The 23,082-nt window shown below is 54.4% G+C and carries 24 protein-coding genes; 12 read left to right on the top strand and 12 right to left on the bottom strand.

The window, feature by feature from the left end:
• Positions 1-158: 158 nt before the first annotated feature.
• From NST69_RS04000 to NST69_RS03980, 5 genes are all read right to left on the bottom strand, one after another.
• Positions 159-911: a DUF4309 domain-containing protein gene (locus NST69_RS04000; RefSeq protein ID WP_342548556.1), complete on the bottom strand. Its 753-nt coding sequence runs from the start codon at positions 909-911 to the stop codon at positions 159-161.
• Positions 912-1,031: 120 nt separating this feature from the next.
• Entirely contained in the window at positions 1,032-1,601 is a 570-nt protein-coding gene (locus tag NST69_RS03995; RefSeq protein ID WP_342548555.1) for an RDD family protein, read from the bottom strand.
• A 33-nt stretch (positions 1,602-1,634) separates the two neighbouring features.
• Positions 1,635-1,940, bottom strand: coding sequence for a hypothetical protein (locus NST69_RS03990; protein WP_342548554.1), 306 nt, complete (start codon positions 1,938-1,940; stop codon positions 1,635-1,637).
• Positions 1,941-1,962: 22 nt separating this feature from the next.
• On the bottom strand, positions 1,963-2,541 hold the full coding sequence (locus NST69_RS03985) for a hypothetical protein (protein ID WP_342548553.1): 579 nt from the start codon (positions 2,539-2,541) through the stop codon (positions 1,963-1,965).
• Between the two features lie 148 nt (positions 2,542-2,689).
• Entirely contained in the window at positions 2,690-3,595 is a 906-nt protein-coding gene (locus NST69_RS03980; protein WP_342548552.1) for a L,D-transpeptidase family protein, read from the bottom strand.
• A gap of 257 nt (positions 3,596-3,852) precedes the next feature.
• Between NST69_RS03980 and NST69_RS03975 the strand changes: the two genes are divergently transcribed.
• Positions 3,853-4,410 carry a hypothetical protein gene (locus NST69_RS03975; RefSeq protein WP_342548551.1) on the top strand — a complete coding sequence of 186 codons (558 nt, stop codon included), beginning with the start codon at positions 3,853-3,855 and terminating at the stop codon, positions 4,408-4,410.
• Positions 4,411-4,546: 136 nt separating this feature from the next.
• Here the strand turns inward: NST69_RS03975 and NST69_RS03970 are convergent, their stop codons facing one another.
• On the bottom strand, positions 4,547-5,530 hold the full coding sequence (locus NST69_RS03970; RefSeq protein WP_342548549.1) for a sugar kinase: 984 nt from the start codon (positions 5,528-5,530) through the stop codon (positions 4,547-4,549).
• Positions 5,527-6,582, bottom strand: coding sequence for an SPFH domain-containing protein (locus NST69_RS03965; RefSeq protein ID WP_209878793.1), 1,056 nt, complete (start codon positions 6,580-6,582; stop codon positions 5,527-5,529). The genes NST69_RS03970 and NST69_RS03965 overlap by 4 nt, the downstream gene beginning before the upstream one ends.
• A 283-nt stretch (positions 6,583-6,865) precedes the next feature.
• Here NST69_RS03965 and NST69_RS03960 point away from each other — a divergent pair, with 283 nt between their 5' ends.
• Positions 6,866-7,849 (top strand): ABC transporter substrate-binding protein, encoded by a 984-nt coding sequence (locus tag NST69_RS03960; protein ID WP_342548547.1) that lies wholly within the window; start codon positions 6,866-6,868, stop codon positions 7,847-7,849.
• Between the two features lie 134 nt (positions 7,850-7,983).
• Positions 7,984-9,657 carry a helix-turn-helix domain-containing protein gene (locus NST69_RS03955; RefSeq protein ID WP_342548546.1) on the top strand — a complete coding sequence of 558 codons (1,674 nt, stop codon included), beginning with the start codon at positions 7,984-7,986 and terminating at the stop codon, positions 9,655-9,657.
• Here NST69_RS03955 and NST69_RS03950 read toward each other — a convergent pair.
• A complete protein-coding gene (locus NST69_RS03950; protein ID WP_342548545.1) occupies positions 9,654-10,349 on the bottom strand; it encodes a copper homeostasis protein CutC in 696 nt (231 codons plus the stop codon). The two genes, NST69_RS03955 and NST69_RS03950, sit on opposite strands and share 4 nt — an antisense overlap.
• 213 nt (positions 10,350-10,562) lie before the next feature.
• On the opposite strand from NST69_RS03950, the gene NST69_RS03945 reads away from it, so the two are divergent.
• Positions 10,563-11,234 carry a sensor domain-containing protein gene (locus NST69_RS03945; protein ID WP_342548544.1) on the top strand — a complete coding sequence of 224 codons (672 nt, stop codon included), beginning with the start codon at positions 10,563-10,565 and terminating at the stop codon, positions 11,232-11,234.
• Between the two features lie 111 nt (positions 11,235-11,345).
• Entirely contained in the window at positions 11,346-11,948 is a 603-nt protein-coding gene (locus NST69_RS03940) for a hypothetical protein (RefSeq protein ID WP_342548543.1), read from the top strand.
• A gap of 28 nt (positions 11,949-11,976) precedes the next feature.
• Here NST69_RS03940 and NST69_RS03935 read toward each other — a convergent pair whose 3' ends face one another.
• Positions 11,977-12,468 (bottom strand): NUDIX domain-containing protein, encoded by a 492-nt coding sequence (locus NST69_RS03935; protein WP_063830883.1) that lies wholly within the window; start codon positions 12,466-12,468, stop codon positions 11,977-11,979.
• Between the two features lie 236 nt (positions 12,469-12,704).
• Between NST69_RS03935 and NST69_RS03930 the strand changes: the two genes are divergently transcribed.
• Complete coding sequence (locus NST69_RS03930; protein ID WP_339254033.1) at positions 12,705-13,439, top strand: glycerophosphodiester phosphodiesterase; 735 nt, start codon at positions 12,705-12,707, stop codon at positions 13,437-13,439.
• Positions 13,440-13,526: 87 nt separating this feature from the next.
• Here the strand turns inward: NST69_RS03930 and NST69_RS03925 are convergent, their stop codons facing one another.
• Complete coding sequence (locus NST69_RS03925; RefSeq protein WP_209878805.1) at positions 13,527-14,378, bottom strand: GGDEF domain-containing protein; 852 nt, start codon at positions 14,376-14,378, stop codon at positions 13,527-13,529.
• 202 nt (positions 14,379-14,580) lie between these two features.
• Positions 14,581-15,159, bottom strand: coding sequence for a histidine phosphatase family protein (locus NST69_RS03920; RefSeq protein WP_036723243.1), 579 nt, complete (start codon positions 15,157-15,159; stop codon positions 14,581-14,583).
• A 196-nt stretch (positions 15,160-15,355) separates the two neighbouring features.
• Between NST69_RS03920 and NST69_RS03915 the strand changes: the two genes are divergently transcribed.
• The 6 genes from NST69_RS03915 to NST69_RS03890 all read left to right on the top strand — a co-directional run bounded on the left by NST69_RS03915 (position 15,356) and on the right by NST69_RS03890 (position 22,042).
• Complete coding sequence (locus NST69_RS03915; RefSeq protein WP_209878807.1) at positions 15,356-16,522, top strand: phosphodiester glycosidase family protein; 1,167 nt, start codon at positions 15,356-15,358, stop codon at positions 16,520-16,522.
• A 214-nt stretch (positions 16,523-16,736) separates the two neighbouring features.
• On the top strand, positions 16,737-18,359 hold the full coding sequence (locus tag NST69_RS03910) for a spore germination protein (RefSeq protein ID WP_342548541.1): 1,623 nt from the start codon (positions 16,737-16,739) through the stop codon (positions 18,357-18,359).
• Positions 18,356-19,459: an endospore germination permease gene (locus tag NST69_RS03905; protein ID WP_209878812.1), complete on the top strand. Its 1,104-nt coding sequence runs from the start codon at positions 18,356-18,358 to the stop codon at positions 19,457-19,459. The genes NST69_RS03910 and NST69_RS03905 overlap by 4 nt, the downstream gene beginning before the upstream one ends.
• The gene (locus tag NST69_RS03900; protein WP_342548540.1) at positions 19,456-20,691 is read left to right on the top strand and encodes a Ger(x)C family spore germination protein; all 1,236 of its coding nucleotides are present in this window, start codon (positions 19,456-19,458) and stop codon (positions 20,689-20,691) included. The genes NST69_RS03905 and NST69_RS03900 overlap by 4 nt, the downstream gene beginning before the upstream one ends.
• A 12-nt stretch (positions 20,692-20,703) precedes the next feature.
• Positions 20,704-20,937, top strand: a complete 234-nt coding sequence (locus tag NST69_RS03895) for a hypothetical protein (RefSeq protein ID WP_076079529.1) — start codon at positions 20,704-20,706, stop codon at positions 20,935-20,937.
• 10 nt (positions 20,938-20,947) lie between these two features.
• Complete coding sequence (locus tag NST69_RS03890) at positions 20,948-22,042, top strand: endospore germination permease (protein ID WP_036723239.1); 1,095 nt, start codon at positions 20,948-20,950, stop codon at positions 22,040-22,042.
• Here the strand turns inward: NST69_RS03890 and NST69_RS03885 are convergent.
• Positions 22,034-22,936, bottom strand: a complete 903-nt coding sequence (locus NST69_RS03885; protein ID WP_342548539.1) for an AraC family transcriptional regulator — start codon at positions 22,934-22,936, stop codon at positions 22,034-22,036. The two genes, NST69_RS03890 and NST69_RS03885, sit on opposite strands and share 9 nt — an antisense overlap.
• Positions 22,937-23,082: the final 146 nt, after the last annotated feature.

Here is a 23,082-nt window from a genome sequence, read left to right as displayed (position 1 = left end):
GCTTGAACTTGCTTGCACGATATCCCACTCACCCTCTCACTGGCCTATTGTATTCGATTCACAAAAAATCCCCCTACAGTTGCCGCTGTAAGGGGATTTCTCATTACAATATTGATGTGACTACAGTCGCTCTAATCGGCCCACCTGTTGACGCGAGGCTAGCCTGCCATATTATTAATGGAGTCCTGCTCCGAGAACACCGAGATATGATCTACCGTTCCTGTTGATTCCGGGATGATGAATTTGAGCTGATACTGCTTGTTGGCCTGATAAATATAGATGTTATGCTCGCCATTCACGGTAGTATCATCCGGCTTGCCGAGTACTTCTTCAATCTGCTCCAGTGTCAGGTTACGCAGGTCCGGGGCGCTGGAGCGCACATCAAAAATCTTCATACCCTTGTTAAAACCAAACACCACACTCTTCTTGGAGTAGGTGGAATAGACTCCCTTGCCTGCCGATTCCTTGAGGTCCGGCTCTCCCCACGCGGCTTCCACCTCATCAATAAGTCCGGTGTGTGCAGCATATTCGACGCCGGGCACCTTGCCCTGCTTAGCAAGCTCCAGCAGCTCCTTCAGCTGCTTGCTCCGTTCCTGCGGGGTGGCGGGAGCTACGGTATCTGCTTCAGCCCCTGCAACCTCAGTAACCGTAGACTCTGTTGAGGCTCCCGCTGCGGCTTCAGAGTCAGCAGTTACAGGCTCTGCGCCCGCAGCAGCGCCGTCATCTGTACCAGATTCGCTCACCTGCGCACCTTCTGCTGCCGATGAAGCGCTATCCCCTGGCTGTACAGTTGCTGTAGCCGCAGCCGTATTGTTAAGCGATGGTTCCGTTTTGCCGGAATTACAGGCTGTAAGGCTGAGCATCGCCCCAACGATAAGAATACCTGTGATTGTTCTAATTAATGTAGTCATGCTGCCATCTCCTTCGTTATGGGAACCATCCTCTTTTGTCTAAACTGTACCCTATGACGCAGGGGCTGTAACAAAGGTTGCAGGTGCAGACCTCCTGTTTCAGGTATTATACGCATTGCCTTATGCTATGAATTTCCCTGTCTGATAACGGTCCAGCGCCGTTTTGTTCACCACATAAGTTCGGGCCATCAGATCATGCAGCGCCCGCTTGCGCGGGGTAAATGCGATGAATAGGCAATCCACGACCACTACCCAGCCAATAAAAGCATTCAAATCCGCTGCAAGCGGACTCCAGTTCACGAGACTGCTTGGGATGGAGGACAACGCCTCGGTATTCAGACTCACAACCACTGCCAGGAAGCTGTTAACAATAATAAAACTATCCCTGATCAAAGCCTGCCTGAGCACCGGATATCTTCCATTCTCATCAACGATTCTTGCCCCCAAAAGCAGCCTGCCCGGCGTCCCGCCGTATCGGACAACCATAAATATATTGAACACCATAAGCAGTGCAAACTGTATAAAAAGCGGGAACGCTGAACCTGCCGACTCTGCCGCCGGCACTGAAATCCTGGTCAGTAAATAGGTAGGAAGAATAAGAATAAGTGAGTCAATGATATTAATCAGCACTCTTTTCCAAAAGCCTACAAATTCGTATAAATTAAGTTCTTCCTCAATCCACGGCTCCATACTTTCACCCCTTACGCAAAAGTAGTCCATCATTCATGCCCATACCCATAACCCTGGCAGCACAATCAGCAGCAGCGCAACGGCAATGAGACTCCGGGTCAAACCCGGGTTAAGCTTGTGGTTCTTCTCTGATTGGTACCAGCCTTTGAACTGCCAATAGTTGCGGTATATCACAAAGAACACCAGCAAATTACCAGGTAAGGCAGTGTACAGGAAGCCTTCCCTTCCATATGCCATTTTGAATATCCACTGCTCCACGCCTCCTAGCACAAGCAGCGTAAGAATGAGCAGAATCACCAGACGCACCATCTCTACAATAAAAGTTGCCAATTTGCCCATGATGTCCTCCCGTATAATCGAATTAATCACTCATTCCCAACACACTCTTCCCCTGCACATACCTGCCCACATGCTGCAAAATCTCACGATTCTGCTGCACGATGATCCGCTTAGCCTGATACTGTTCGGTTAATGCCATGATCGCAGGAATACCCTCTCTCCTGAAGCTGCGGTTCCATTCCAGCAGCATCACCCGGAGATACTTGAACGACTGCTTATAATTTCCCTGCTCCAGCCCCAGCCTGGTCTTCATGAACCTACTGATGACCCGGGCATCCTGTACATAAGCCTTAGGCCGAATCAGAAAAATCAGATCCGCTTGCCGGAAGCTTTCTGTTCCCCACTGGTAATGTACGCCCTCTATGATCCACGACTCCGCATCCATAGCTTCCGCGAGCTTGGCATCCCGTACCTCCGGGGAGTTCTTGGTGTTGTCCCTGCGATCCCAGACAAAATTATCCGTTTCATAGCACGGGATTCCATAACTTTGAGCTAATTTCCGGGCGATATACGTCTTCCCGCTCCCGCAGCCGCCTATAATACGTACTCTAATCTTCAGTCCCTCCCCTAGAAGATCAAAAATATAACAAATCTCTCTCATATTACTATTCTCTATGTATCCTGTCACTCTACTCCACCCGGTTAAACACTGAAGCCAGCCCATCAATAATCGATCGGCTGGCTTCTGGAGCCGCAGTATACGGCGGCATCTTGGTTGGATAATCTGGCCTTGTGCAGCCACTACTACTTTACAGCTTCACTGCTCCCTCTTTAGCATTCCAGGTGAACGGCAGGCCGAACAACGGCGTTAAGCTGCCCAGCGGAATGTACAGGCGGCCGTCTACACTTTTGGAGGCTAGCATCTCTACTGTTTTGCCGTTCACTTTGGCCTTCGTGCTAAGCGGCTTGTGAACTGCTGTCTTCTTGCCTATTGTGATAATGAGCGCTCCGGTTCCCGCCTCCTGCATCAGGCTTCCGCCCAGCAGCTTCACGGATTCACTCAGTGGAATGTATACCCGCGAATCCTCCAGCAGGAAGGAATTCTTCACCGGCAGCTTCTCCCCGCCCTTGACAAAAGCTCCCGCAATCATCGTAGATCCCAGACGGTAGCCGTTCTTCTCGGCAATGCCCGCCATCTCAAGCCCGGAGGTTGTAATGATGACCCGGGTATTCTTCGCAATCTTCGGATACAGCCAGTGAATATCGTCATTGTGCATGCGGATGCATCCGGCGCTGACATATTTACCGATGGAGGATTCATTGTTGTTACCGTGAATGGCGTAGGTGGTGCCGTAAGTGTCATTGACCTCCAGCCCCAGCCAGCGGTCCCCCAGCGGATTGGCCGGATCGCCTCCGGGAATCTTATCCTTGTAGTAGGGTCTGTTTTTGATTTTGACCACCATCTTGAAGCTACCTTCAGGCGTCAGGCTTTTCGTTTTACCGGTAGCGACCGGAAAAATCTTCACCAGCTTGCCATCACTGTAATAGGCCAGTTTGTTCGTTTTTTTGTTCACAATGATCAGATCTGAGGAAGACGATGCCGCAGCAGCCGATCCTGTGAAGCATGCGGTCAAAAGCATTACAAATACCAGTATTAGTGCGATGCTTTTGGGAAAATACGTTTGAATCCGGCTTACCTGTTCACGCTGACTCATAGTTGCCCCACCTCCAGGTTATGGATGATTCTGGATTGTCTTTTCTACATAGACGTTCATTTGCCGCAATAGTTGCAGAGCAGCCTGTACCTATTCTTATCAACTCGTCCCGCCCGGAGTGACGCAACGTTTGCAATATTGTAACCGTTCTGGGCGGAAGCGCCTCCCTTGCACGCCGAAGCATGAATATTCGCCAGCGCCATCAGAGATAATAAGCCCGCATGACCAAAACACCCATCTCAAGGAGGCCAACTATTTTGAATACCAACTCATCTGCACAGATCCGGGAATGCGAGCAAATCGTTCAACAGCTGATGGCACAGACCCAGCAGGGAACGCAGAATTATCAGCAGCTTCTTCAGCAGGAGCAGCAGGATGCCGCCAAGCTCCAGGAGCTTAGCCAGCATAACAGCAAGTCCATTCAGATGATCCAGCAGGCGCTGCAGGGCCATCAGACCGCGATGCAGCAGCTGCAGCAGATCTCGCAGTCGGTCAGATCGATGGAGCAGTTCACGCAGACTTCCGGCTTCAATACCCATACAAGCATTCCAAGCTTCAATTCCGGGAACCAGATGGGACTAATGCATTCTATGGGACAGAACCAGCCAATGGCCCAGAGCCACAATACAGGAATGGGAGGGTATAACTCCTCCTTCAGCCCGTCCTTCACTTCAAACAGCCAGCCGGTGAACTCACTGCATAGCCCGATCAACGCGGGGATTAACCATCAGCCGATGCATACGCCAATGCAGACACCGATGTCCGCAGGCTCCTCCTATAACGCTCCAATGAACCAGGGACGAAGCTTCCAGTAGGAAGAGCGGGGAGCATAGGCAGCTTCGCTTGAACGGCTGTTTTGTATGCTAAAAAGGGTTCTCTCAGACCGCAGCAGCGGAAGCTGAGAGAACCCTTTTGGCGTACCCGCCACGCCATGAACGGTCCGCGCCTCGTCTAGACTACCAGCCTGCCGGTCTTCTCCGCGAGCCCAACCGTCGCTTCCACCCCGGAATTGAACTCCAGATAATCGCTCTCCACTCCATCGCTGAAGATCACGCCGTCCTCGGGCATCTGCGAAGTGATGCGCAGCGGCAGACTGCTGCTGATTCTCCCGAATACCAGCTCTGCTGAAGTCGTCCGGCTTGGAAAAGGCTCCCGCACAGTGAAATACAGCTCCGGATGATTCCAGGCTAGCCCGCTGCCCGCGCTGACTGCGGCAATCTCCGCAGACACCTGGGCTGTCTGTTCAGCAGCTGCATGCTGCATTTGTGCGGCACGGCTGACGATACCTGCGGCTCCGGCGAGCACACTCTTGAGCCAGCCCGTGGAGCCCAGGCCGGTCGAGACAATGATGCCGCTGGAGGACTGCTGCTCCAGCTGCCCGTTCAGCTCCAGCTGATACCGGGCCGAGACATGGGTCCGGCGGCCGATGAACAGATCGTTCACCCCGTACAGGCTCTGGCCGTCATTCAGCTCCACCTTGGCCAGAGTAACCTCACGGACCTGGCGCTGGGCGCGTAGGACCTCACTCACCACTTGCCGAACTTCCTTGACTCTAAAGGGCAGCAGCACGCCATCCCAGCGCAGTGGATCAGGATTCACTCCGATCAGCGGCTGCTCCTGAAGGTATTTCAGCGTATTGGCAACCAGACCGTCCTGGCCCAGGACCACTACGGTATCCTCAGCCCCGAAGATGAAATTCGGCACATGCTGCCGCTCCAGCACCTGGAGCCGGCCGATGGCGCTGAGCTCGGTCACTGTGGTCTCCACCGCCTTGCGGTATTGAAAATCCTCGCTTAAGTAGTCGCTGAAATCGGCTCCCAGCCGTTCAATATAGAACTGGGCCTGCTGGATCGTATTGTAGCGGACCACCAGCTCCTCCAGGCGTGTCTTGCGCTTGATCAGTATGATTCTGTTCTCCGATCCCCGGCTGCTCATCGTCCGTTACCTCCTCTTTCTGCTCCGGCTCCACCTCCTGCCGAGCCGGCCATGATTCCTTGCAGCAGATCCGGTGTAATGTTAAGCTGGCCGATCTTCCCGGCATTCACCGCTAGCTCCTGGAAGGCGATGGCGATCAGCTTATCCGGGTTCATGCCGACATTTGTCAGCGCCTGCAGGACGTTAGGCGATACATTTTGCAGCGAATTCATTACCGCCGTCAGCTCGTAAGCCTTGGCATCCGCTTCGGCTCTCTTATTCGCTATGGCCAGCTCAATCAGCGCCTGCTTCTTCTCCTCCAGCTCCGTATCAAAAATCAGCTGCTCTTCCTTCATCTCATTCTGCTTCTGCTTCGCTGACCGGTCAGAATCAAGCAGCGCCTCACGCATCTGTCTCTTCTTCGTCTGAACGGCGATCTCCGTATTCAGCTCATTCTCCTTCACCCGCCGCTCCTGCTCAATCGAAGCGTTACGCCGCTCATAGAGCGCGTTATCCGCGCTGCGGAGCATCTCCTCCCTGGCCTGCGCTTCCAGGGCCCGCAGCGTCTCCTTATTCGGTACAATCGCCAGAATGGACAAGCCCATCAGCTCAATACCCAGCTTCTCAATCTCCGCACTCTGGCCGATTTCATGGGTAATCATCTTGGCAAGACGTTCACTCGACTGGATAGCCTCCTTCAGCGGGAGCTGCCCGAGCTGCTTCTTGGTCAGGACCTTGGCGATATTAATCACCCGCTGGGCCAGCTTGTGCGGATCGTCGGAGAGATAGGTGTTCTTTTTGAGATTATAGGTGTAGTTGAGGATCTGGGTGGTCTTGCGGTAATCGACAATCCGGTAGGTCAGCTGCCCCTGGACGGTTACCGTCTGATAGTCCGCCGTAATTTCCTCGAACATGAATGGAACATCGATCGAAGAGACAGGCACGACAACCACCGAAGTTGTCGGCGCATAATAATGAAAAGAAAGCCCGACCCCTTCACGCACTACCTTGCCATTCTTCACCTTGAGCACATAATCACTGGGCTGAAATTTCACGAACCGGAATCCAAACATGATCATTACCTCCTAGGGGTTGTATTCTGAGTCATCTGTTGAGCAAAGGTAAACTCAGTTATTAATTAATTGTTATTATTAAATTGTTATTAACAACATCATAGCAGACCTTTTTGATATTATCAATATGTTATTAACAAAACGAGCAAAAAAATATTGTACAAATTCAAATGCTGCCTCGTGTTTTGTCCATTGAGTAACAACTGGCTATAATTTATGATGATCTAAACGATAATGATTATCATTATTGGTAATCACAATACCTTTGGGAGGCATACATACAATGAACAAGACTCGACAACCCTTCGCTATCCTGGGCATGCTCTTCCTGATGGGCACTTTACTGCTCGCCTGCAGCAGCAATAAGAATAATCAGGGGAGTAGTGCAGCAACCACCGCACCTGACGCGCAAGCCACTGCTGAAGCTGCAGCTACCACCCGTTCACACACGGATTACAAAGGCCATACGGCAGAGATTCCAGTGAATCCGCAACGGATTATCTATTCCGGAGAAACGTATGGCGATCTGCTGGCACTTGGTGTACAAGCCATCGGCTATCCGCTCTCCATGGGGGAGGGCCAGGTCTTCGAGGACAAGCTGACCGGAATTGCAGATGTCGGGTTCCCGATCAATCTGGAGAAGACGCTGGAGCTTCAGCCCGATCTGATTATCTACGCCGGTATTGATGAAGCTGATTACGACGCTCTCTCCAAAATCGCTCCAACGATTATCTTCGATACCTTCGCCCCCCTGAAGGAGCGGATGCTGGATATTGGAGATATTTTAGGCAAGAAGCAGGAAGCGGAGGCTTGGCTGGCCCAGTATCAGGCGAAGGAGGATGCGATGTGGGCCCAGCTTAAGGCTTCGGGGATGAAGGACGGTGAGACCGCTTCGGTCTTCACTTATTATCCGGGGGACCGGCTGTTCGTAATGGCAACAACGGGCCTCTCGCAGGTACTGTACGGAGAGCAAGGCTTCAAGCCTACCCCGGCTATTCAAAAGGTGCTGGATGCCGATATGGGCTTCCAGGAAATCTCACTGGAAGTGCTCCGGGAATACGCCGGAGATCGTATCTTCCTGCTGACTCCGGTGGCAGACGAAGCCAAGCAATCGACCGGCAATCTGCTGAAGAGCGCAGTGTGGAACAGCCTGCCTGCCGTTAAGAACGGCTACGTCTACACGCAGGACATCATGAAGACCTCCAGTGATGCTACCACCAGAGAGTGGCTGCTCGGCGAGATTCCTACCATGCTGGGCAAGCAATAATTCCGGGGCAGACAGACTGAAAAGCAGCTTATCAACGCCTGTTGATAAGCTGCTTTATTTTATATACAATATTGTTTATTGATAATCGTTCTCAATATAGTTCAATTCTAAGCTGTCTGAAAGGAGTGCCTGCCTTGCGCGAGCCTGACCACGACCACCTGCCTGCACTCCCGTTCGCCCCTCTCCGTTCCCTGCTGTTTCAATTCAGGAGCATTGAACTGGTGATGCAGAGCGCTGACACTATATCGGCTGTGCAGACAGCGGAGCAGCATACGCTCCTGCTGTTTACGGGCGGGCGCGGCGAACTCGGAATCACTGAGCAGACCTCACTCTCTGTACATGCGGACAAGTGCTGTCTGCTGCCTCCCGGAACCTCATACAGTCTGGATAACCGGGAGCTGACGCTTTATTTTTATGTGTTGACTTTTGCCGCTTTGACTACAGGGGATTCCCCTGCGTTCTACGTAGATGAACTGCTCCCGGGGCAAAAAGAGCTGATTGTCCACCCCTTCACCAGAGTGATCCGGCTGGCGGAAGAGCTGCTTGCGGATCATAACGGCAGGGATGAGCTCCAGCATGTCAGACAACAGCTCCAATTCCAAGAGCTGCTGCTCCTGCTGCTTGAACAGAACTACTCCACCCGCCAGCTGCCAAGTCCGGCGCAATCGGTGGAGAGTACGATACACTTCATGCAGCAGCATTATAGGGAGAGTATCACGGTGAAGCAGCTCGCGGAGCTGGCCGGTGTCTCCCCCTGGCAATACACTCCGATCTTCCAGAAACTGACCGGCCAGCGCCCACTCGATTATCTGACGGATCTGCGCATTGGGCACTCGAAGACTTATCTGCTTGAAGCCGCCGAGCCGCTGCGCGAGATTGCCCTGCGGGTAGGCTTCTCCGACGAATACTACTTCAGCCGCCGCTTCCGGCAGAAGACGGGAATGACTCCCGGGCAATATGCCCGGTCGCAGCAGCGCCGGATTACGGTCACGGACTGGACCGGACATTCGGTGGACATCCCGGAGCGTCCGAAGCGTGTTGTCTACCACGGGGAGACACTGGGCGATGTGCTGGCGCTGGGGGTGAAGCCTGTCGGCGGTGACGAGGCGTTTGCCCGGGGCAGCGTCTATAGCCACCGGGTCAAGCGCTTAGCCAATGTCGGATTTCCGCTGGACCCGCAGCTGACCCGGTCCATCCGGCCTGACCTGATTATCCTCGCAAGCCCGGATGAACAGATCTACCGGGGTGTATCCGGCATCGCCCCAACACTCACCTTCGACTCCTTCGCACCGCTGGAGCAGCGGCTGCGGATTCTTGGAGAGTGGCTCGGGAAGCAGCGCGAAGCTGAGGTCTGGCTGCAAGCCTATCATGCCAAGAACGCAGCCATGTGGCAGCATCTGTACGCCGGGGGACTCTTGAAGGGTGAAACAGCTTCGGCGCTGTTCTATGACCATGGCAACCATCTATACGCCATGGGAATGACCGGCTTGTCCACGGCCTTGTATGCCCCTGGCGGCCTGCAGCCGACAGCGGAGATCAAGGACATTCTGGACAAGGATCTGGGGTTCCGCGAAGTGGACCCGGCGATGCTGCACAGCTACGCAGGGGACCGTGTCTTCATGCTGATTCCAGAGCGGGAGGACTCCCGGGAGGCCATGGAGCAGCTGCTCCAGACGGAGCTCTGGAGCAGTCTGCCTGCCGTGGAGCAGGGCCATGCCTATATGCTGGATGGAGCCAAATGGAATTCCGGCGATGCGCTGACCCGGGAGCGGCTGCTGACGCTGCTGCCCAGACTGCTGGGCCTCTAATAGGGCTTGAGAAGCGCACGGATGGCTTGGAGCCGCTCCGGGTCAATGGGCTTCAGCGGATCGCCGTCTTCCCGGACTGCCGAACCAAAGTGTACCCGGCGGACACCGGTCCGTGTAACGAAATCCTTCAGGTCAGCAGCATTCAAGCCGCTGCCTGCCAGGATGGAGAGCGAAGAACCGGCAGACAGCCGTTCCAGTACAGCTAGTCTCACCATACCGCCAGGCGTATTGGCCGCAGCAGTCCCGCCGGAGGTCAGGATCTCGGTAATCTGCGGATACCGCTTCAAGACCTCAAGGGCTTCAAGCTGGTCCTGCACCTCGTCGAACGCACGGTGGAAGGTAACCTCCATCCCCCCTGCCCGCTCCAGCATCCGATTCAGCAGTTCTTCATCTATTGTCCGGTCCTGGCGGAGCATGCCCATAACCAAAGACAGCCCGCCTACCCCGGCTATATGGCGGATATCGCGCAGCATGGTCTCCACATCGGATGTATCATACACGAAGGAGCGTGCATGCGGTCTGACCATCACTCTCACAGGAATACTGACCTTCTCCCGGACCGCTTCGATCAGTCCCAGACTGGGCGTTAATCCGCCCTCCCGTATCCCCGTGACCAGTTCAATCCGGTCAGCACCATAACGCTCCGCTATGACCGCATCATTTACTGTAGTTGCTATAACCTCTAACAGCATAAATTGCTACACTCCCCTTCTTAGTCGTAATCCTTATAAACCGCTCTACCCTTAGTATAAAGATAAACATTGTAAATAGCAGGAAGATTCCTGACTATGTCAGTACTAGACCTGCGACCAGGATTTTTCCCGCCTTTGGGAGAGTGTGTTCTCTGGATGAAGCCTCTATACTGAAGAAGTTGAAATTTAGAAATCCGGAATGGAGCGCCCTGAATGATAAGACAAAGTCTTCACGCGTGGAAAATGCTGATCCTCTCTCTGCCTAAAGGAATCATCGCCTTCGTAATTGCTGTTACAGGTCTATGTGCAAGCCTGCCCTTGATTATTGTATGGGTGGGGCTGCCGCTGCTGGCCCTGACCTTGGCATGGTGCCGCAGCATGATGTCCAGTGAACACAAAACAGTTGAAGCCTGGTCCAGCGGCAACAGCCGACGTGGAACAGGGCTGCCTGCTGCCGCAGATCATGCTCCCGCCTTCCGCTGGGAGGGGCTGCGGACATTAGGACACCAGCTCCGCGAAAGGGAGTCGTACCGGGGAATCCTGTACAGTCTCCTCCAGCTGCCCGCAGGTATTCTGGGGTTCACACTAGCACTGGTTCTGCCTGCGGTGGCCTTCAGTGCTCTTGTGTCACCTGTGGCCCAGCGAATCAGTTCATCGGTATTCTCCTATGATCTGAATATGCTGGACCCGGAGTTCTTCTTCTTCCTGTCCGGCACAACCTCAGATGAACGCTCGTGGATTCTATGCGGAACCGGATTTGTACTGCTGCTGATTCTGCCGCTGCTGCTTGTGGGTCTTGGACGTCTGTATGCGGCCTGGATCAACGCAGTTTCAGGAACACCTGTGAATTCCACCAGTACCCCGCTTGAAGCCATACATACCTGATCTCTTCCCGCATATCTATTAATAGTTCACTTGCCAAAGCTTACGAAGCGGGTTGTGCCCGAAGTGATTGCAGGAAGGGCAGCCCGCACAACCTTGTGAGGAGGCGGTTCAGTGCTCATGATCCTGGTGTATCTGTTTGCTGTGCTTGGCGTGTCTCTCCTGCTGTTGGCTGCGGTTCTTCAGTACAGACTCTCCCGTCCCAGGGCTGCGGGCCATAGCGGGGCTACCCATGCCCTGTCCGCCTTCAGCCTGAAATTCCCCCAGCGGTTCATAACTCCAGACGAATCCCATCTGATTGCCCTGGACGAAGAAGGCCAGGCGCTCGCCATCGGGCTGCTGCATCCGGGGAAGCCGGAGCCGGCGACAGCCACCCTGTATACGTTCGATGCCATCCTTGGAGCAGAGATTGTCGAGAATGCTCTGACTCTCAGCAAGGTAAGCAAGACCAGCCGGATTACCACCAGTGTACCGAGAATACGGGCAGGTGCCGCCGCAAGCTATGAATTCACAGCGCCTGTCCCGGACGGCAGTCCTGCCGAAGAGATCCGCGAGCTGACGCTCAGAATCTATTTTAGCAGCGCAGATACGCCTGTGGTATCCATTCCTTTTCTCCCGGCGCGCCTGCCGGCCCGCAAAACAGATCTTCAATATTCCGCAGCCTTCCTGGAGGCGCAGCAGGTACATGAGAGAATTCGCGACATCGTCTCTGCATAAGGGAAGCCTTAGCCTTCAGAACTCACAATTACCGGACAACCGCTGTAAAATCCTCCAGAGCCCTCCCTTGTCTCAGCTTATCAATAATTGTAAGCAGGAAGCTCTCCGCGAGGCTGCCTGGTAATATGGCGTCCGCAGCTTCATCCAGTGTGAACCAGGCTGCGTGGTCCAGCTCGTCGCTCATGGCACTCAGGTCCTCCGTGTCAGCCACACTAATGTAATTGAGCATTAATGTATTAGACGGGGCGAAATACTGGCTGCGCATATATTCATAAGCAATCACCTCAAGCCCCGCTTCTTCCTTCACTTCACGGATCAGGGCCGCTTCGGCGTTCTCTCCCTTATTCACATACCCGGCGAGCAGAATGTAATCCTTGCGCTTATACTGCTGGATGAGCAGGATTCTATCGAGTCCCCGGTTCAGTACGGCTGTACTCATCGCTGTGCTGAACACAGGGAATCTGAAGACGGCGCATGAATCACAGTAGGGTACCTCACCTTCTCCATTGCATTCCTTCATTACCAAGCGGCTTCCGCATTCCAGACAAAACTTCAAGCTTTATCGCTTCTTTCTGTAGGTAGTATAGTTGTTGTCTATTCTAAGCGATTGCTTCCGAACGTACCACGGTAAAATTCAAGAAACCCGTCCTTTATAGAACAGGGGACAGGGTTTCTTGACGTGATGTGGAATATACTATAAGGGGCCCGGACACTACGGGCTGCATTACATCATAGAGATGGAGGGAACTACTCGACATGAACATCATTAATTTCGCACATCGCGGCGCATCCGCAGCCGCCCCGGAGAACACAATGGCGGCCTTCCGCAAGGGTCTGGAGCTTGGTGCAACCGGCATTGAGACCGACGTACAAATGACCAGTGACGGAGCAGTAGTAGTGATCCATGATGAGAGTCTTAACCGCACCACTTCAGGCAGCGGTTATGTGAAGGATAAGACGCTTCGTGAGGTGCTGGAGGTGGACGCAGGCTCATGGTTCAGCCCTGAGTTCGCAGGAGAACGGATTCCGACACTGGACGAGCTGCTGGATCTGCTGCAGGGGCGGGAAACGATTCTGAATATAGAGCTGAAGAACGGGACCTTCCTCTATCCCGGCATGGAAGAGAAGGTCATCGCCGCTGTCCGGGAGCAGGGTATGAGTGAGCGGGTGGTAATCTCCAGCTTCAACCATTACTCCCTGGCGTACTGCAAGTCGCTGGCACCGGAGATCCGTACGGGTATTCTCTACGGAGAGGGGCTGTACCGTCCTTGGAATTACGCAGCTACATTGCAGGCAGATGCGCTGCACGCCCATCATTCCTCGGTCCTGCCGGAGTTCGTGAATGCTGCTGCGGAGAAAGGCATTGTCTATCATCCGTGGACGGTTAATGATCCCGAGCGGATGCAGGCTCTAATCGATGCTGAGGTGGCGGGAATCATTACCGATCATCCGGATGTTCTGGCCGGGCTGCTGGCTGCCAGAGGCGTCTGACTGATATAACACGGCTGCGCTGTCCATAGGATGGCGCAGCCGCTATTGTCAAAAAAGCCCCACAAAGTGGGGCTTTAGACGAAATATTTATTGTGCCCTTGAGCTGCTGACCAGCTTCACGGAAGGAATACGGCTCTCCTGCTTGTATACGGCATAACGCCCGCTTCCCAGCTGCTTAGCACTGTACATAGCAGAATCCGCCTCCTGAAGCAGCTGCTTCGGGTCAATCCGGCCCTGGCTAATCGTCACGCCTACACTGGCGGACACGAATAATTCATGGCTCTCCAGCTTATAGGTCCGGGTGATGCGCTCCAGAACCTTAAGGGCAAGCTGCTCTGACTCCTTACGGCTGCAGCGTTTAGCGATAATGACGAATTCATCTCCGCCCACCCGGAAAATATGCCGCTTGCCTTTGCAGGTAAATTGCTGCAGGCTGGTTCCTACAGCCTCCAGTAAAAGATCCCCTGTATGATGGCCGAGGGTATCGTTAATCGATTTGAACCGGTTCAGGTCCAGATATAATACCGACAGCTGCTCGCTCAATTTGCAGTGATCCCAGAAATGATCCATTCCGTTCTTGTTCAGCAGGCCGGTCAGCGTATCCCGGTATGCCAACTCCTTGAGCTGGTCACGCTCACCAAGGATCATGCGGATCCGCAGGAACAGATACAGAATACCGGCAAGTGTCAGCATGTACAGGAACAAAGAGATCAGCAGGCTTCTGCCTTCTGTAGTGAAGCCGGTTATGGCTCTTCTGCCCAGCAGATGCATGCCGCCAAGCCCGGCACTAATTACCAGCACCACAAGACTCGAGCGGACCGCCCGGGTTCTTTGCGGTTGTCTGGAGAAATCCTTTGTCAATCTGAGCGTGCTATATACGGTCAGGACCCCTATAAGTATGGATAGAATCGTCAGCATATAATTGCGGGCCTCTTCCACTAGTCTTACGCCCTCCTTCAGCCTATCAATGAATTTATGGTTTTATCGCTTTCAAGCGCTACTGTACAGGATCCGACTGAACATATTCTGAACAACTCCGGCAGGGGATGCTGGACATTAATACCCCCACCGGATCAGCACTAAGCATATTATCGGCAGGACCGGCGCTTTATTGTAATGAAATGCTCGGAAATATCCCGTCCTATCGGTCCATATGCTCCGCGCTGTTGTACAATTCACAGCTCCAGCTGTCATTCTCATTGACCAGGCAGGTGATAGAGGTGTTCTTCAGCAGCACGCTCACATCCAGGGAAGGCACAAGTCCGGCCAGCGTACTCCGCAGAATAGCCCCGTGGCTGACGACCAGCACATTGCTGCCGGGATGGCGGGCAGCAAGCTCTTCAATCGCCCGGACTCCCCGCTCGCGGGCCAGCTCCTGACTCTCCAGCTTCAGATCCATCGTCTTCCACTGGCTGCCGAAGCGCTCGATCCGCTCACTCTCTGTGGTTCCTTCAATCAATCCGCCGTTCATCTCCCGGATGTCCGGAAGGAGACCGGCCAGCGGGATGCCCAGCCTCCCGGCGATGGTCTCCGCCGTCTGTCTGGCCCGCAGCAGGTCGCTTGAATAGATATAATCCCACGCTTCGCCGCTAAGCCGCTCCGCAAGCACGCCGGCCTGCCGGAAGCCTTCCTCGTCCAGAGGATTATCCGTGTGGCCCTGGACCCGGCCCTCCTGATTCCAGCGTGTGCTGCCGTGCCGGATTAAGCCTATTCTTGTCATGATCGCTACCACCCTTATATGCAGATATTCTAATGTGTTCCCATTATAAACTAACCCGCTGCTGGATGCATGCTCCATTGACGGTAACGGAAGACGATTATATGATGGTAGCTCAAGTGCTGCATTCTGGGGCCTGTTCCAGAATCATCCTAACCTGCAGATCAACCTGCTATAAGCAAAGGAGATTTTGTGTATCATGAAAAAAATGCTCACCCTCTTTACCGCCTTCTGTCTGCTGGCTGTCCTTCTTCCAGCACTGCAATCCGGTGCCGCTGCGGCGCCGCAGGCCAAGCTTGCCGTATATGTGGACAAGGAGAATCACTCCTTCATCCCGGTCCGCTTCCTGAACGGCTTCGCCGGTATCCAGTCTGTGCTTACCGCTTCCGGCGGCCAGATTGAGATATCACGCGGCGAGAATTCCATTAGCTTCACTCCAGGCAAGCCCGGGGCTTCCGTCAACGGCAAGCCCGTTACCGCAAGTGTGCGGCCCTTCAGTGAGAACGGGACTACCTACGTCCCCTTATCTCTTGTAAGCCAGACACTTGGCATACAGCTCCAGTGGAACAAGGAGGCCGGTTCGCTTACGCTGACAAGCGGGGCTGAAACAGGCACCGCTGAGACAGCCACCCTGCCTGTACAGAACGGCAGCCTGATCAAGAGCGGATCGCCCGCTGTAGTCAGCGGACATCATACCTACAAGGTCGGCGGCCGCTCCTTCAGCGTCCAGACGGTCACAGTCTCCCTGCTGCATCCTTCGGTGAAGCTGGATGCCGTTCTGGCCGGGAATACCGTCGGCAAGACAGAAGCTCTTGCCAGCATCGCCAAGCGCAGCAATGCCGCCGCCGCGATCAACGGCACATTCTTCGCCGCCTATACTGACGGCGCCTTCAAGGTTCCTTACGGCTACATCATCAGCGGCGGGAAGATGCTGAAGAACAGCTCCGGAGATAAACGGGCTGTCTTCGCTTACGACAGTAATATGCTGGCTGAGCTGATTCCGGGCAGTGAATTCAAGGCACGCTTCGATTCCGGTTCCGTTCTCGGCGCACTCCAGGCGGGACCACGGCTGTTGGTCAACGGGAAAGTCGCGCTGAATGTGGCGGCCGAAGGCTTCCGGGACCCCAAAATCCTGACTGGCGGTGGCGCCCGCAGCGCATTGGGCATCACCCGCGATCATAAGCTGATTCTGCTGACCTCCGGCGGGGCAACCATCCCCCAGCTGGCGGAAATTATGAAGCAGGCCGGAGCCTACCAGGCGATGAACCTGGATGGCGGTGCCTCCAGCGGCCTGTACTACAATGGCAAGTATCTGACGACTCCGGGACGCCTGATCAGCAACGCTCTGGTCGTACAGACAAAATAATGCACCAAGCTTAGAGTGTAAATCTTAAGTGTGTTGATGAAACTGCCTTTATGGAATGCTGAGAAGCGGCCATTCCTATGGGCAGTTTCTTTTTTTGATTCCAGCGGCTCCTCAAGCGGGCTCAGTTCAGTCTGTAATCAGGCAGAATAAGGAATACGCCTACGGGGGATAATACACCAACACATCCAGATTTCAGCAGAAGGGAGCCCCCGTCATGCCTCAAGAGCCGAAGAAGAGCCGCCAGACTACCAAAGATCCTGTAGAAACCTCCGTGCCTGCACCGCTTCCGCTGAAGCTCTCCCTTGAGGATAATTTACAGGAGTTCAGCCGCCGGATCGGCAGCAGCTCGGATATTGTCATCCGCCATTATAAGAGTGAAGCCAAGCCTCCACTTACCCTTGCCTTCATTTATATTGACGGTCTGGTCAACGCAGATACGGTCAACCAGGCGGTGCTCCAGTCTTTGATGGAGAACAGCACGCTGAACGGAGATAGCATTACCACAGAAGCTGCCTTCAACCTAATCAAGGAGCACATTCTGCCGGTTGGGGGAGTGAAGGAGGCCCGGACCCTGGAGGTGCTGCTGCCCCTGCTTTTTGACGGCTATACCCTGATTCTGTTCGAGGGGCTTCAGGTCGCACTGGCCGCCGACACCTCCGGCTGGGAGAAAAGAAGCATTAATGAGCCGACCTCCCAGGGGGTTATCCGCGGGCCCAAGGAAGGCTTCACCGAGAGCCTGCGCACCGGAACCGCCATGCTGCGCCGCCGCCTGAAAACCGCCGATCTGCGGATTGAGGAATATACCATCGGACAGCGTACCGGGACCGGAATTGCCCTCGTCTATCTGAAGGGCCTTGCCAGTGAACAGGTGCTGACCGAAATCCGCCGCCGGCTGAACGCCATCAATACCGACGCCATTCTGGAGAGCAATTATATTGAAGAATTCATACAGGACGGCGGACTGACGCCTTTTCCCACCATTCAGAATACCGAACGTCCCGACGCCATGGCCGGGGGCATTCTGGAAGGCCAGGTGGGGATTGTCATTGACGGCACCCCCTTTGCCCTGCTGGCCCCGTCCACCTTCTTCAACTTTTTTCAATCCAGCGAGGATTACTACCAGCGGTATGATATTTCCTCCTTTCTGCGGCTGATCCGCTACGGCGCGTTCTTCGTCTCTATGCTGCTGCCTGCACTCTATATTGCCGTTACTACCTTTCACCAGGAGATGCTGCCGACCACGCTGCTGATCAGTCTGGCTGCCCAGCGGGAAGGCGTTCCGCTCCCCGCCTTCGCAGAGGCACTGCTGATGGAGCTGACCTTCGACGTCCTGCGTGAAGCGGGGGTACGTATGCCGCGGACCATCGGACCGGCTATCTCTATCGTCGGTGCACTGGTGCTGGGGCAGGCTGCCGTTCAGGCCGGGCTGGTCTCGGCGGCGATGGTCATTGTGGTTTCTTTTACCGCCATCTCGAACTTCGTGATTCCGTCACTGGCCATCGCCAACTCCATCCGGCTGATCCGCTTCGTGATGATGTTCATCGCTGCCTCGCTCGGCCTGTTCGGCATTATGTCCTTCCTGATGGTGCTGCTGATTCATATGGCAGGCCTGCGCTCCTTCGGAGTTCCCTATCTGTCTCCGGTAGCGCCGATGATTCCGCGTTATCTGAAGGATATCTTCATCCGCGTTCCGCTATGGGGCATGAATATGCGTCCCAAGACCAATCTGGGCAAGGAGACCCGCAGACAATCACCGCACCAGAAGCCGCAGCCGGCTGAAGACACAGCCAAGCCATCACCGGCACAGCCTAAGCCGCAGGGAGAGGGTCCAGCATGAATGGAAAAATCGGCACCACTCAAGCCGTCCTGCTTGTCGTCAATACCATACTGCCGACAGCTACCGTCGTGCTTCCTATCATTATCAGCACCTATACTGAGCAAGACGCTCCGCTCGCCATTATTCTGTCTACCCTGGCGGGTCTGCTTATTGCCTGGATTGTCGGAACTGTGATTCAGAACAGCAACGGCGCTCCTTTTCTGGACTGGGTCGGGGAGAAAAGCTCTCCGGTAGTGTCCGTGATCCTCGGTCTGCTGATGCTCCAGTTCTACCTGGACACCACGGCAACTATTCTGCGTGAATTCGTTAATTTCCTTAAAGACAACGTCCTGATCAACACCCCGATCACGGTGCTCGTCATTCTGATTCTCTTCATCACCATCTATATGGTAAGGCAGGGCATTGAAGCTATCGCCAGAGTGAACAGTCTGGTGATTCTGCTCTATCTGTTCTTCGTACCGCTGTATCTGCTAGGGCTGTACAGCGACCTGAATGTGCATCATTTGCTGCCCATGTTCGACCATAGTCTGGCTGAGATCACCCTGGCGAGCCTGACACCGACAGCATGGATGTCTGAAGTGGCGGTACTGCTGTTCCTTGCCCCTTATCTGCAATATCCTCAGCGGGCCAAGATTATCGGCTGGACAGGCCTGCTGTTCGTTGCAATCCTGATGATGTTGATTCTGATCACCGCCCTGATGGTATTCGGCCCGGAATTCATTAAGCTGAGTGCCTACCCCGGCTTCGCTACCATCAGCATCCTCCGGGTCGGCCGGTTCATAGAGAAGCTGGATATTCTCTTCATCTCCTACTGGGTGCTGTCGATCTATCTGAAATTTGCCATCTTCCTGTTCGTGACAGTGGAGTGCTTCAAGCAGACGTTCCGGGTCAGCAGCAGCCGGCCCTTCATTGGAGCTCTAGGTCTGATTATTGCCCTGGAATGCCTGTTCTCCTGGCAAAGCTCAGCCAAGCTGAACAACTACAATCAGGAAGGGCGGTTCGTGGTCTTCTTCCTGTTCAACGTCCTGGTGCCGCTGGGCGCAGTCTTGCTGAACAGGTTGCACAAGGCCCGGTCTAAACGGAAGGGGCTGGAGACATGATGAACAAACCGGGCACCCTGCTGCGCCTCCTGCTCTGCCTCCCGCTTCTATCCGTTCTGCTCTCCGGCTGCTGGGATGACCGGGAGCTTAACGAACTGGGCATTACCTCCGGCTCCGCCTATGACTGGGAGGACAATCAATGGAAGGCGACTTATCAGGTCATTAACCCCTCCTCAGGCGCCAGCGGGATGGGTGGCAGCGGAGGAGGCAGCACCAGCTCGCCGCCTTTCCTCACGTTCACCGTCAAGGGGCGGACGATCATGGAAGCCATTGAACGAACGAATCTGACCAGTACGCGGGAGATGTTCTTCTCCCACTCCAGAATCACCGTCATCGGCGAGAGCCTGGCCAGACACGGGATCAATCAGCTGATTGATATGTTCCTGCGCAAGCAGGATGCCAGAGAAACGGTCTTTGTGTTCATCTCCCAGGGAGATGCCGGGATGATTCTGGATCAGCTGATGCAAATGACCAAGAATCAGGGCGCCGGCATCCAGCTTATGATTGAACAGGAATCAAGGCTCTTGTCCTACTATCCGGGAACCCGGCTGTATGAGCTGGCGATGGCGCTGTCCTCCGAGTCCAAAAGCGCGGTGTTGCCGGAGATACTGCTGACCGGCTCCCGGACGATGGATGAGACCAGTGAGACCGCAGTTACCGACCTGCCCTCGCGGCTGGCGCTGGGAAGGCTGGGCGTCATTAAGGGGGATACGTTCGCGGGCTGGCTCAGCCAGAAGCAGGCGTTTGGGCTTTCTTTTCTGACCGATAACATTGATTCTGCCACCATCGCCTTCCCCTCGCGGCCGGCAACAAGCGACAAGCTGGATGCTTCCTTCATCCTGCAGAATTCGGCCACCACCGTCCACCCGGTCTGGGACAAGGATCATTATGTGATGGAGGTTAACGTCAAGGGCAGCGGTGTGCTGACGGAGCTTGGCAGTGTCATGGATCTGAACGACCGCAAGGCGATCAGTGAAATGGAGGCCTCGCTGGAGCAGCGGGTGCTGGAGCTAATGAATAACGCCTGGGCGGAGGTCAAGCGGCTGGGGGCAGACGTCACCGGATTTGCTGTGAGGGTACACCGGAGCGATCCGAAGCGCTGGAAGCAGATTGAGAAGGAGAAGAGCTGGGACAGCGTCTTTCAGGAGATTGAGCTCCGCCCGCAGGTCTCCATCGAGATAGAACGGACCGGACTCAGTAATAAATCATTCAAGTCTGTCCAGCAGAAGTAAGGGAGCATATCTATGAAAATAGCTATTACTCTTCTACTCTATGCGCTTGCCTATGGTTGGGGGTGGACGAAGCTACGCGGAGAAGAGCGCCGCCGGCGACGGCTCTTACTTGGCTGCATTATGGGGTACGGGGCGTATCTTAATCTATGCGGAATTACCAATACCCCTCATGTATCGCTGGGCAGCCTGTATACGGCGTTCTTCCAGCCTGTCGGCAGAGCCATTATCTATTGGTTAGGAGGCTAAAGATGCAATCATGGTGAACAAAGAACAGGTCTCTTCCCTGCAGATTGCGTTCATGATTATGCTGTTTGAAATCGGCAGCACGCCGCTGTTCCTGCTTGGGGGCACCGCTAAGCAGGATTCCTGGCTGGCGATGTGTGCAGGTTCAGCGGCGGGCTTCGCCCTTCTCCTGGTGCTGATGTGGATTCAGCACCGGTCTCCGGGCACGGACCTGATCGGAATGCTTAAAGCTCATTTCGGCACAGCTCCAGGGGCGTTCATCGGCGCGGTATACAGCCTGTATTTCGCCTATCAGTCCATGCGCAATGTCCGCGACCTCGGCGAGCTGACGGCGATGACCATGCTGCCGAGAACCCCAATGGCCATTACGATGCTGGTGTTCGTGCTGCTGGCCCTATATGCGATCTGGAAGGGGGCGGAGGTTGTCTTCAGGCTGCCTGAGGTGCTGCTGCCGGTCATGCTGTTCTTCTATTTCCTGCTTGTTGTGATGCTGAGCATCATGGGGGCGATTGATCTCAGCCGTCTGGCGCCGGTGATGGAGGGCGGGCTGATGCCGGTTCTGCAAGCGGCACTGCCGGAGATCGTCTCATTTCCCTTCGGGCAGATGATTGTTTTTCTGATGCTGTGGACGCTATGGGAGAAGCCCGGTGTGCCTGTAAAATACACAGTGAACGCCTATCTGCTCATCAGCGCATTCCTGATTTTCATGAACGCGCTGAATGTGGCCGTCCTCGGCCCGGCGATAGCGGGAGTGAGCCAGCTGCCTTTTCTCAAAACCGTCCGGGTACTGTCCAATCTCAAATTTGTCGAGCGGCTTGATATTCTGGTCACGATCCAGCTCTTCCTGGGGCTGCTGATCAAGATGATGCTCTTCTACTTCTGTTCCGTAAAAGCTCTTGCAGAGCTGACCGGCAAACCGGCCAAATGGTGGGTCTTCCCTGTGGGGGCAGTCATCTACGGCTCCTCATTCCTGGAACGGGATTACACCCAGCATATCGCCGTCGGCCTGGGGCCGAGTCTGAAGCTTGACCCGCTCTTCCAGGTCGCCATTCCGCTGCTGCTGGCCCTGTCGATCTGGGTGCGGGGCCGGTTACAGCGTTCAGCTTGAAGCAGAGTGCTCCGGCTGCTGGTCGAACTTCAGATTCTGCGGCCCGGACGGAAGGTTCTCCGCACCTGTAGAGCCATCCGTTACGGGAACATCCTTGCCTACTTCCTCGAATTCACATTCCCCCAGCCATACCTGTCCGCTTCCGCTCAGCAGAATTCCGATATTGATCACATCGGCTTCGGACGGAATATCCATGACGCAAGCATAGTGGTTCCATTCCGTGGTTCCTTGTATGCTCCGGTTCTGCATGTTGTCAAATGCCAGCATATTCTGCTGATGATCATCCACCCTCATCCACAGGCCGCTCCAGCCGGTGACATCCTCCGTTCTAACGAACCCGGAGAAGCGCATCCGTCTCCCCCGATACTCTCTTGCCTGAAACTGCTGCATCAAGGTTCCAAAACCATTGTCGTCCTGCGCAGCCTCTTCTTTGGAGTGAAGATGCATCGAGGGACTTGTCTTATAGCAGACGCGGGGATCAATCTCGACCTTATATTTCTCCTGGTGGGTACCTGTAATATACCAGCCTGTAATCTCTGACATTGTAAATACCTCTCTTTCTTGAATCAATAGTCTCACCTGCGATCTGTACTGAGCAGGCGGCAAATCATAAATTTCCTTGAAAGCTCTTGTAAAAGCCTCCTGGCTCTCAAAGCCGCACTGCAGCGCAATCTCAAGAATACGTGTCTCGGAGTACAGCAGGAGATTGGCTGCTTGGCTGAGACGGCGGGCCCGGATATATTCATGGACATTTTTATTCACATATTTCCGAAAAATCCGGTGAAAATGATATTTGGACAACCCTGCGGCCTTAGCCACCTTCTCCAAATCCAACTCCTCTTCCAAATGCTGCTCAATAAATTCGATGCTCTTGTGAATCAACTGATAGTGCATGACTCTCACCCCCTCCACAACTCAAAGTATATAGCAGACACCGGAAATACTTTTGATAAATCTTGCTGTATTTATCTTTCCCTAGGGAAACATTATTGTTTCAAGGACAAATTTATTTACGTATACTAATCTTGTGGCAGGATGCA

It is taken from the genome of Paenibacillus sp. FSL P2-0089, assembly GCF_038595095.1.
GTDB classification, from domain to species: domain Bacteria; phylum Bacillota; class Bacilli; order Paenibacillales; family Paenibacillaceae; genus Paenibacillus_AQ; species Paenibacillus_AQ silagei.
The sequence above is the reverse complement of the archived record's forward strand: the minus strand, read 5'-3'. Positions and strand labels throughout refer to the sequence as shown.

Excerpts from the sequence above, each read along its gene's own strand:
- NST69_RS04000 (WP_342548556.1), bottom strand. The coding sequence starts at position 911 with ATGACTACATTAATTAGAACAATCACAGGTATTCTTATCGTTGGGGCG.
- NST69_RS03995 (WP_342548555.1), bottom strand. The coding sequence starts at position 1,601 with ATGGAGCCGTGGATTGAGGAAGAACTTAATTTATACGAATTTGTAGGC.
- NST69_RS03990 (WP_342548554.1), bottom strand. The coding sequence starts at position 1,940 with ATGGGCAAATTGGCAACTTTTATTGTAGAGATGGTGCGTCTGGTGATT.
- NST69_RS03985 (WP_342548553.1), bottom strand. The coding sequence starts at position 2,541 with ATGAGAGAGATTTGTTATATTTTTGATCTTCTAGGGGAGGGACTGAAG.
- NST69_RS03980 (WP_342548552.1), bottom strand. The coding sequence starts at position 3,595 with ATGAGTCAGCGTGAACAGGTAAGCCGGATTCAAACGTATTTTCCCAAA.
- NST69_RS03970 (WP_342548549.1), bottom strand. The coding sequence starts at position 5,530 with ATGAGCAGCCGGGGATCGGAGAACAGAATCATACTGATCAAGCGCAAG.
- NST69_RS03965 (WP_209878793.1), bottom strand. The coding sequence starts at position 6,582 with ATGTTTGGATTCCGGTTCGTGAAATTTCAGCCCAGTGATTATGTGCTC.
- NST69_RS03960 (WP_342548547.1), top strand. The coding sequence starts at position 6,866 with ATGAACAAGACTCGACAACCCTTCGCTATCCTGGGCATGCTCTTCCTG.
- NST69_RS03950 (WP_342548545.1), bottom strand. The coding sequence starts at position 10,349 with ATGCTGTTAGAGGTTATAGCAACTACAGTAAATGATGCGGTCATAGCG.
- NST69_RS03945 (WP_342548544.1), top strand. The coding sequence starts at position 10,563 with ATGATAAGACAAAGTCTTCACGCGTGGAAAATGCTGATCCTCTCTCTG.
- NST69_RS03935 (WP_063830883.1), bottom strand. The coding sequence starts at position 12,468 with ATGAAGGAATGCAATGGAGAAGGTGAGGTACCCTACTGTGATTCATGC.
- NST69_RS03930 (WP_339254033.1), top strand. The coding sequence starts at position 12,705 with ATGAACATCATTAATTTCGCACATCGCGGCGCATCCGCAGCCGCCCCG.
- NST69_RS03920 (WP_036723243.1), bottom strand. The coding sequence starts at position 15,159 with ATGACAAGAATAGGCTTAATCCGGCACGGCAGCACACGCTGGAATCAG.
- NST69_RS03915 (WP_209878807.1), top strand. The coding sequence starts at position 15,356 with ATGAAAAAAATGCTCACCCTCTTTACCGCCTTCTGTCTGCTGGCTGTC.
- NST69_RS03910 (WP_342548541.1), top strand. The coding sequence starts at position 16,737 with ATGCCTCAAGAGCCGAAGAAGAGCCGCCAGACTACCAAAGATCCTGTA.
- NST69_RS03905 (WP_209878812.1), top strand. The coding sequence starts at position 18,356 with ATGAATGGAAAAATCGGCACCACTCAAGCCGTCCTGCTTGTCGTCAAT.
- NST69_RS03900 (WP_342548540.1), top strand. The coding sequence starts at position 19,456 with ATGATGAACAAACCGGGCACCCTGCTGCGCCTCCTGCTCTGCCTCCCG.
- NST69_RS03895 (WP_076079529.1), top strand. The coding sequence starts at position 20,704 with ATGAAAATAGCTATTACTCTTCTACTCTATGCGCTTGCCTATGGTTGG.
- NST69_RS03890 (WP_036723239.1), top strand. The coding sequence starts at position 20,948 with ATGGTGAACAAAGAACAGGTCTCTTCCCTGCAGATTGCGTTCATGATT.
- NST69_RS03885 (WP_342548539.1), bottom strand. The coding sequence starts at position 22,936 with ATGCACTATCAGTTGATTCACAAGAGCATCGAATTTATTGAGCAGCAT.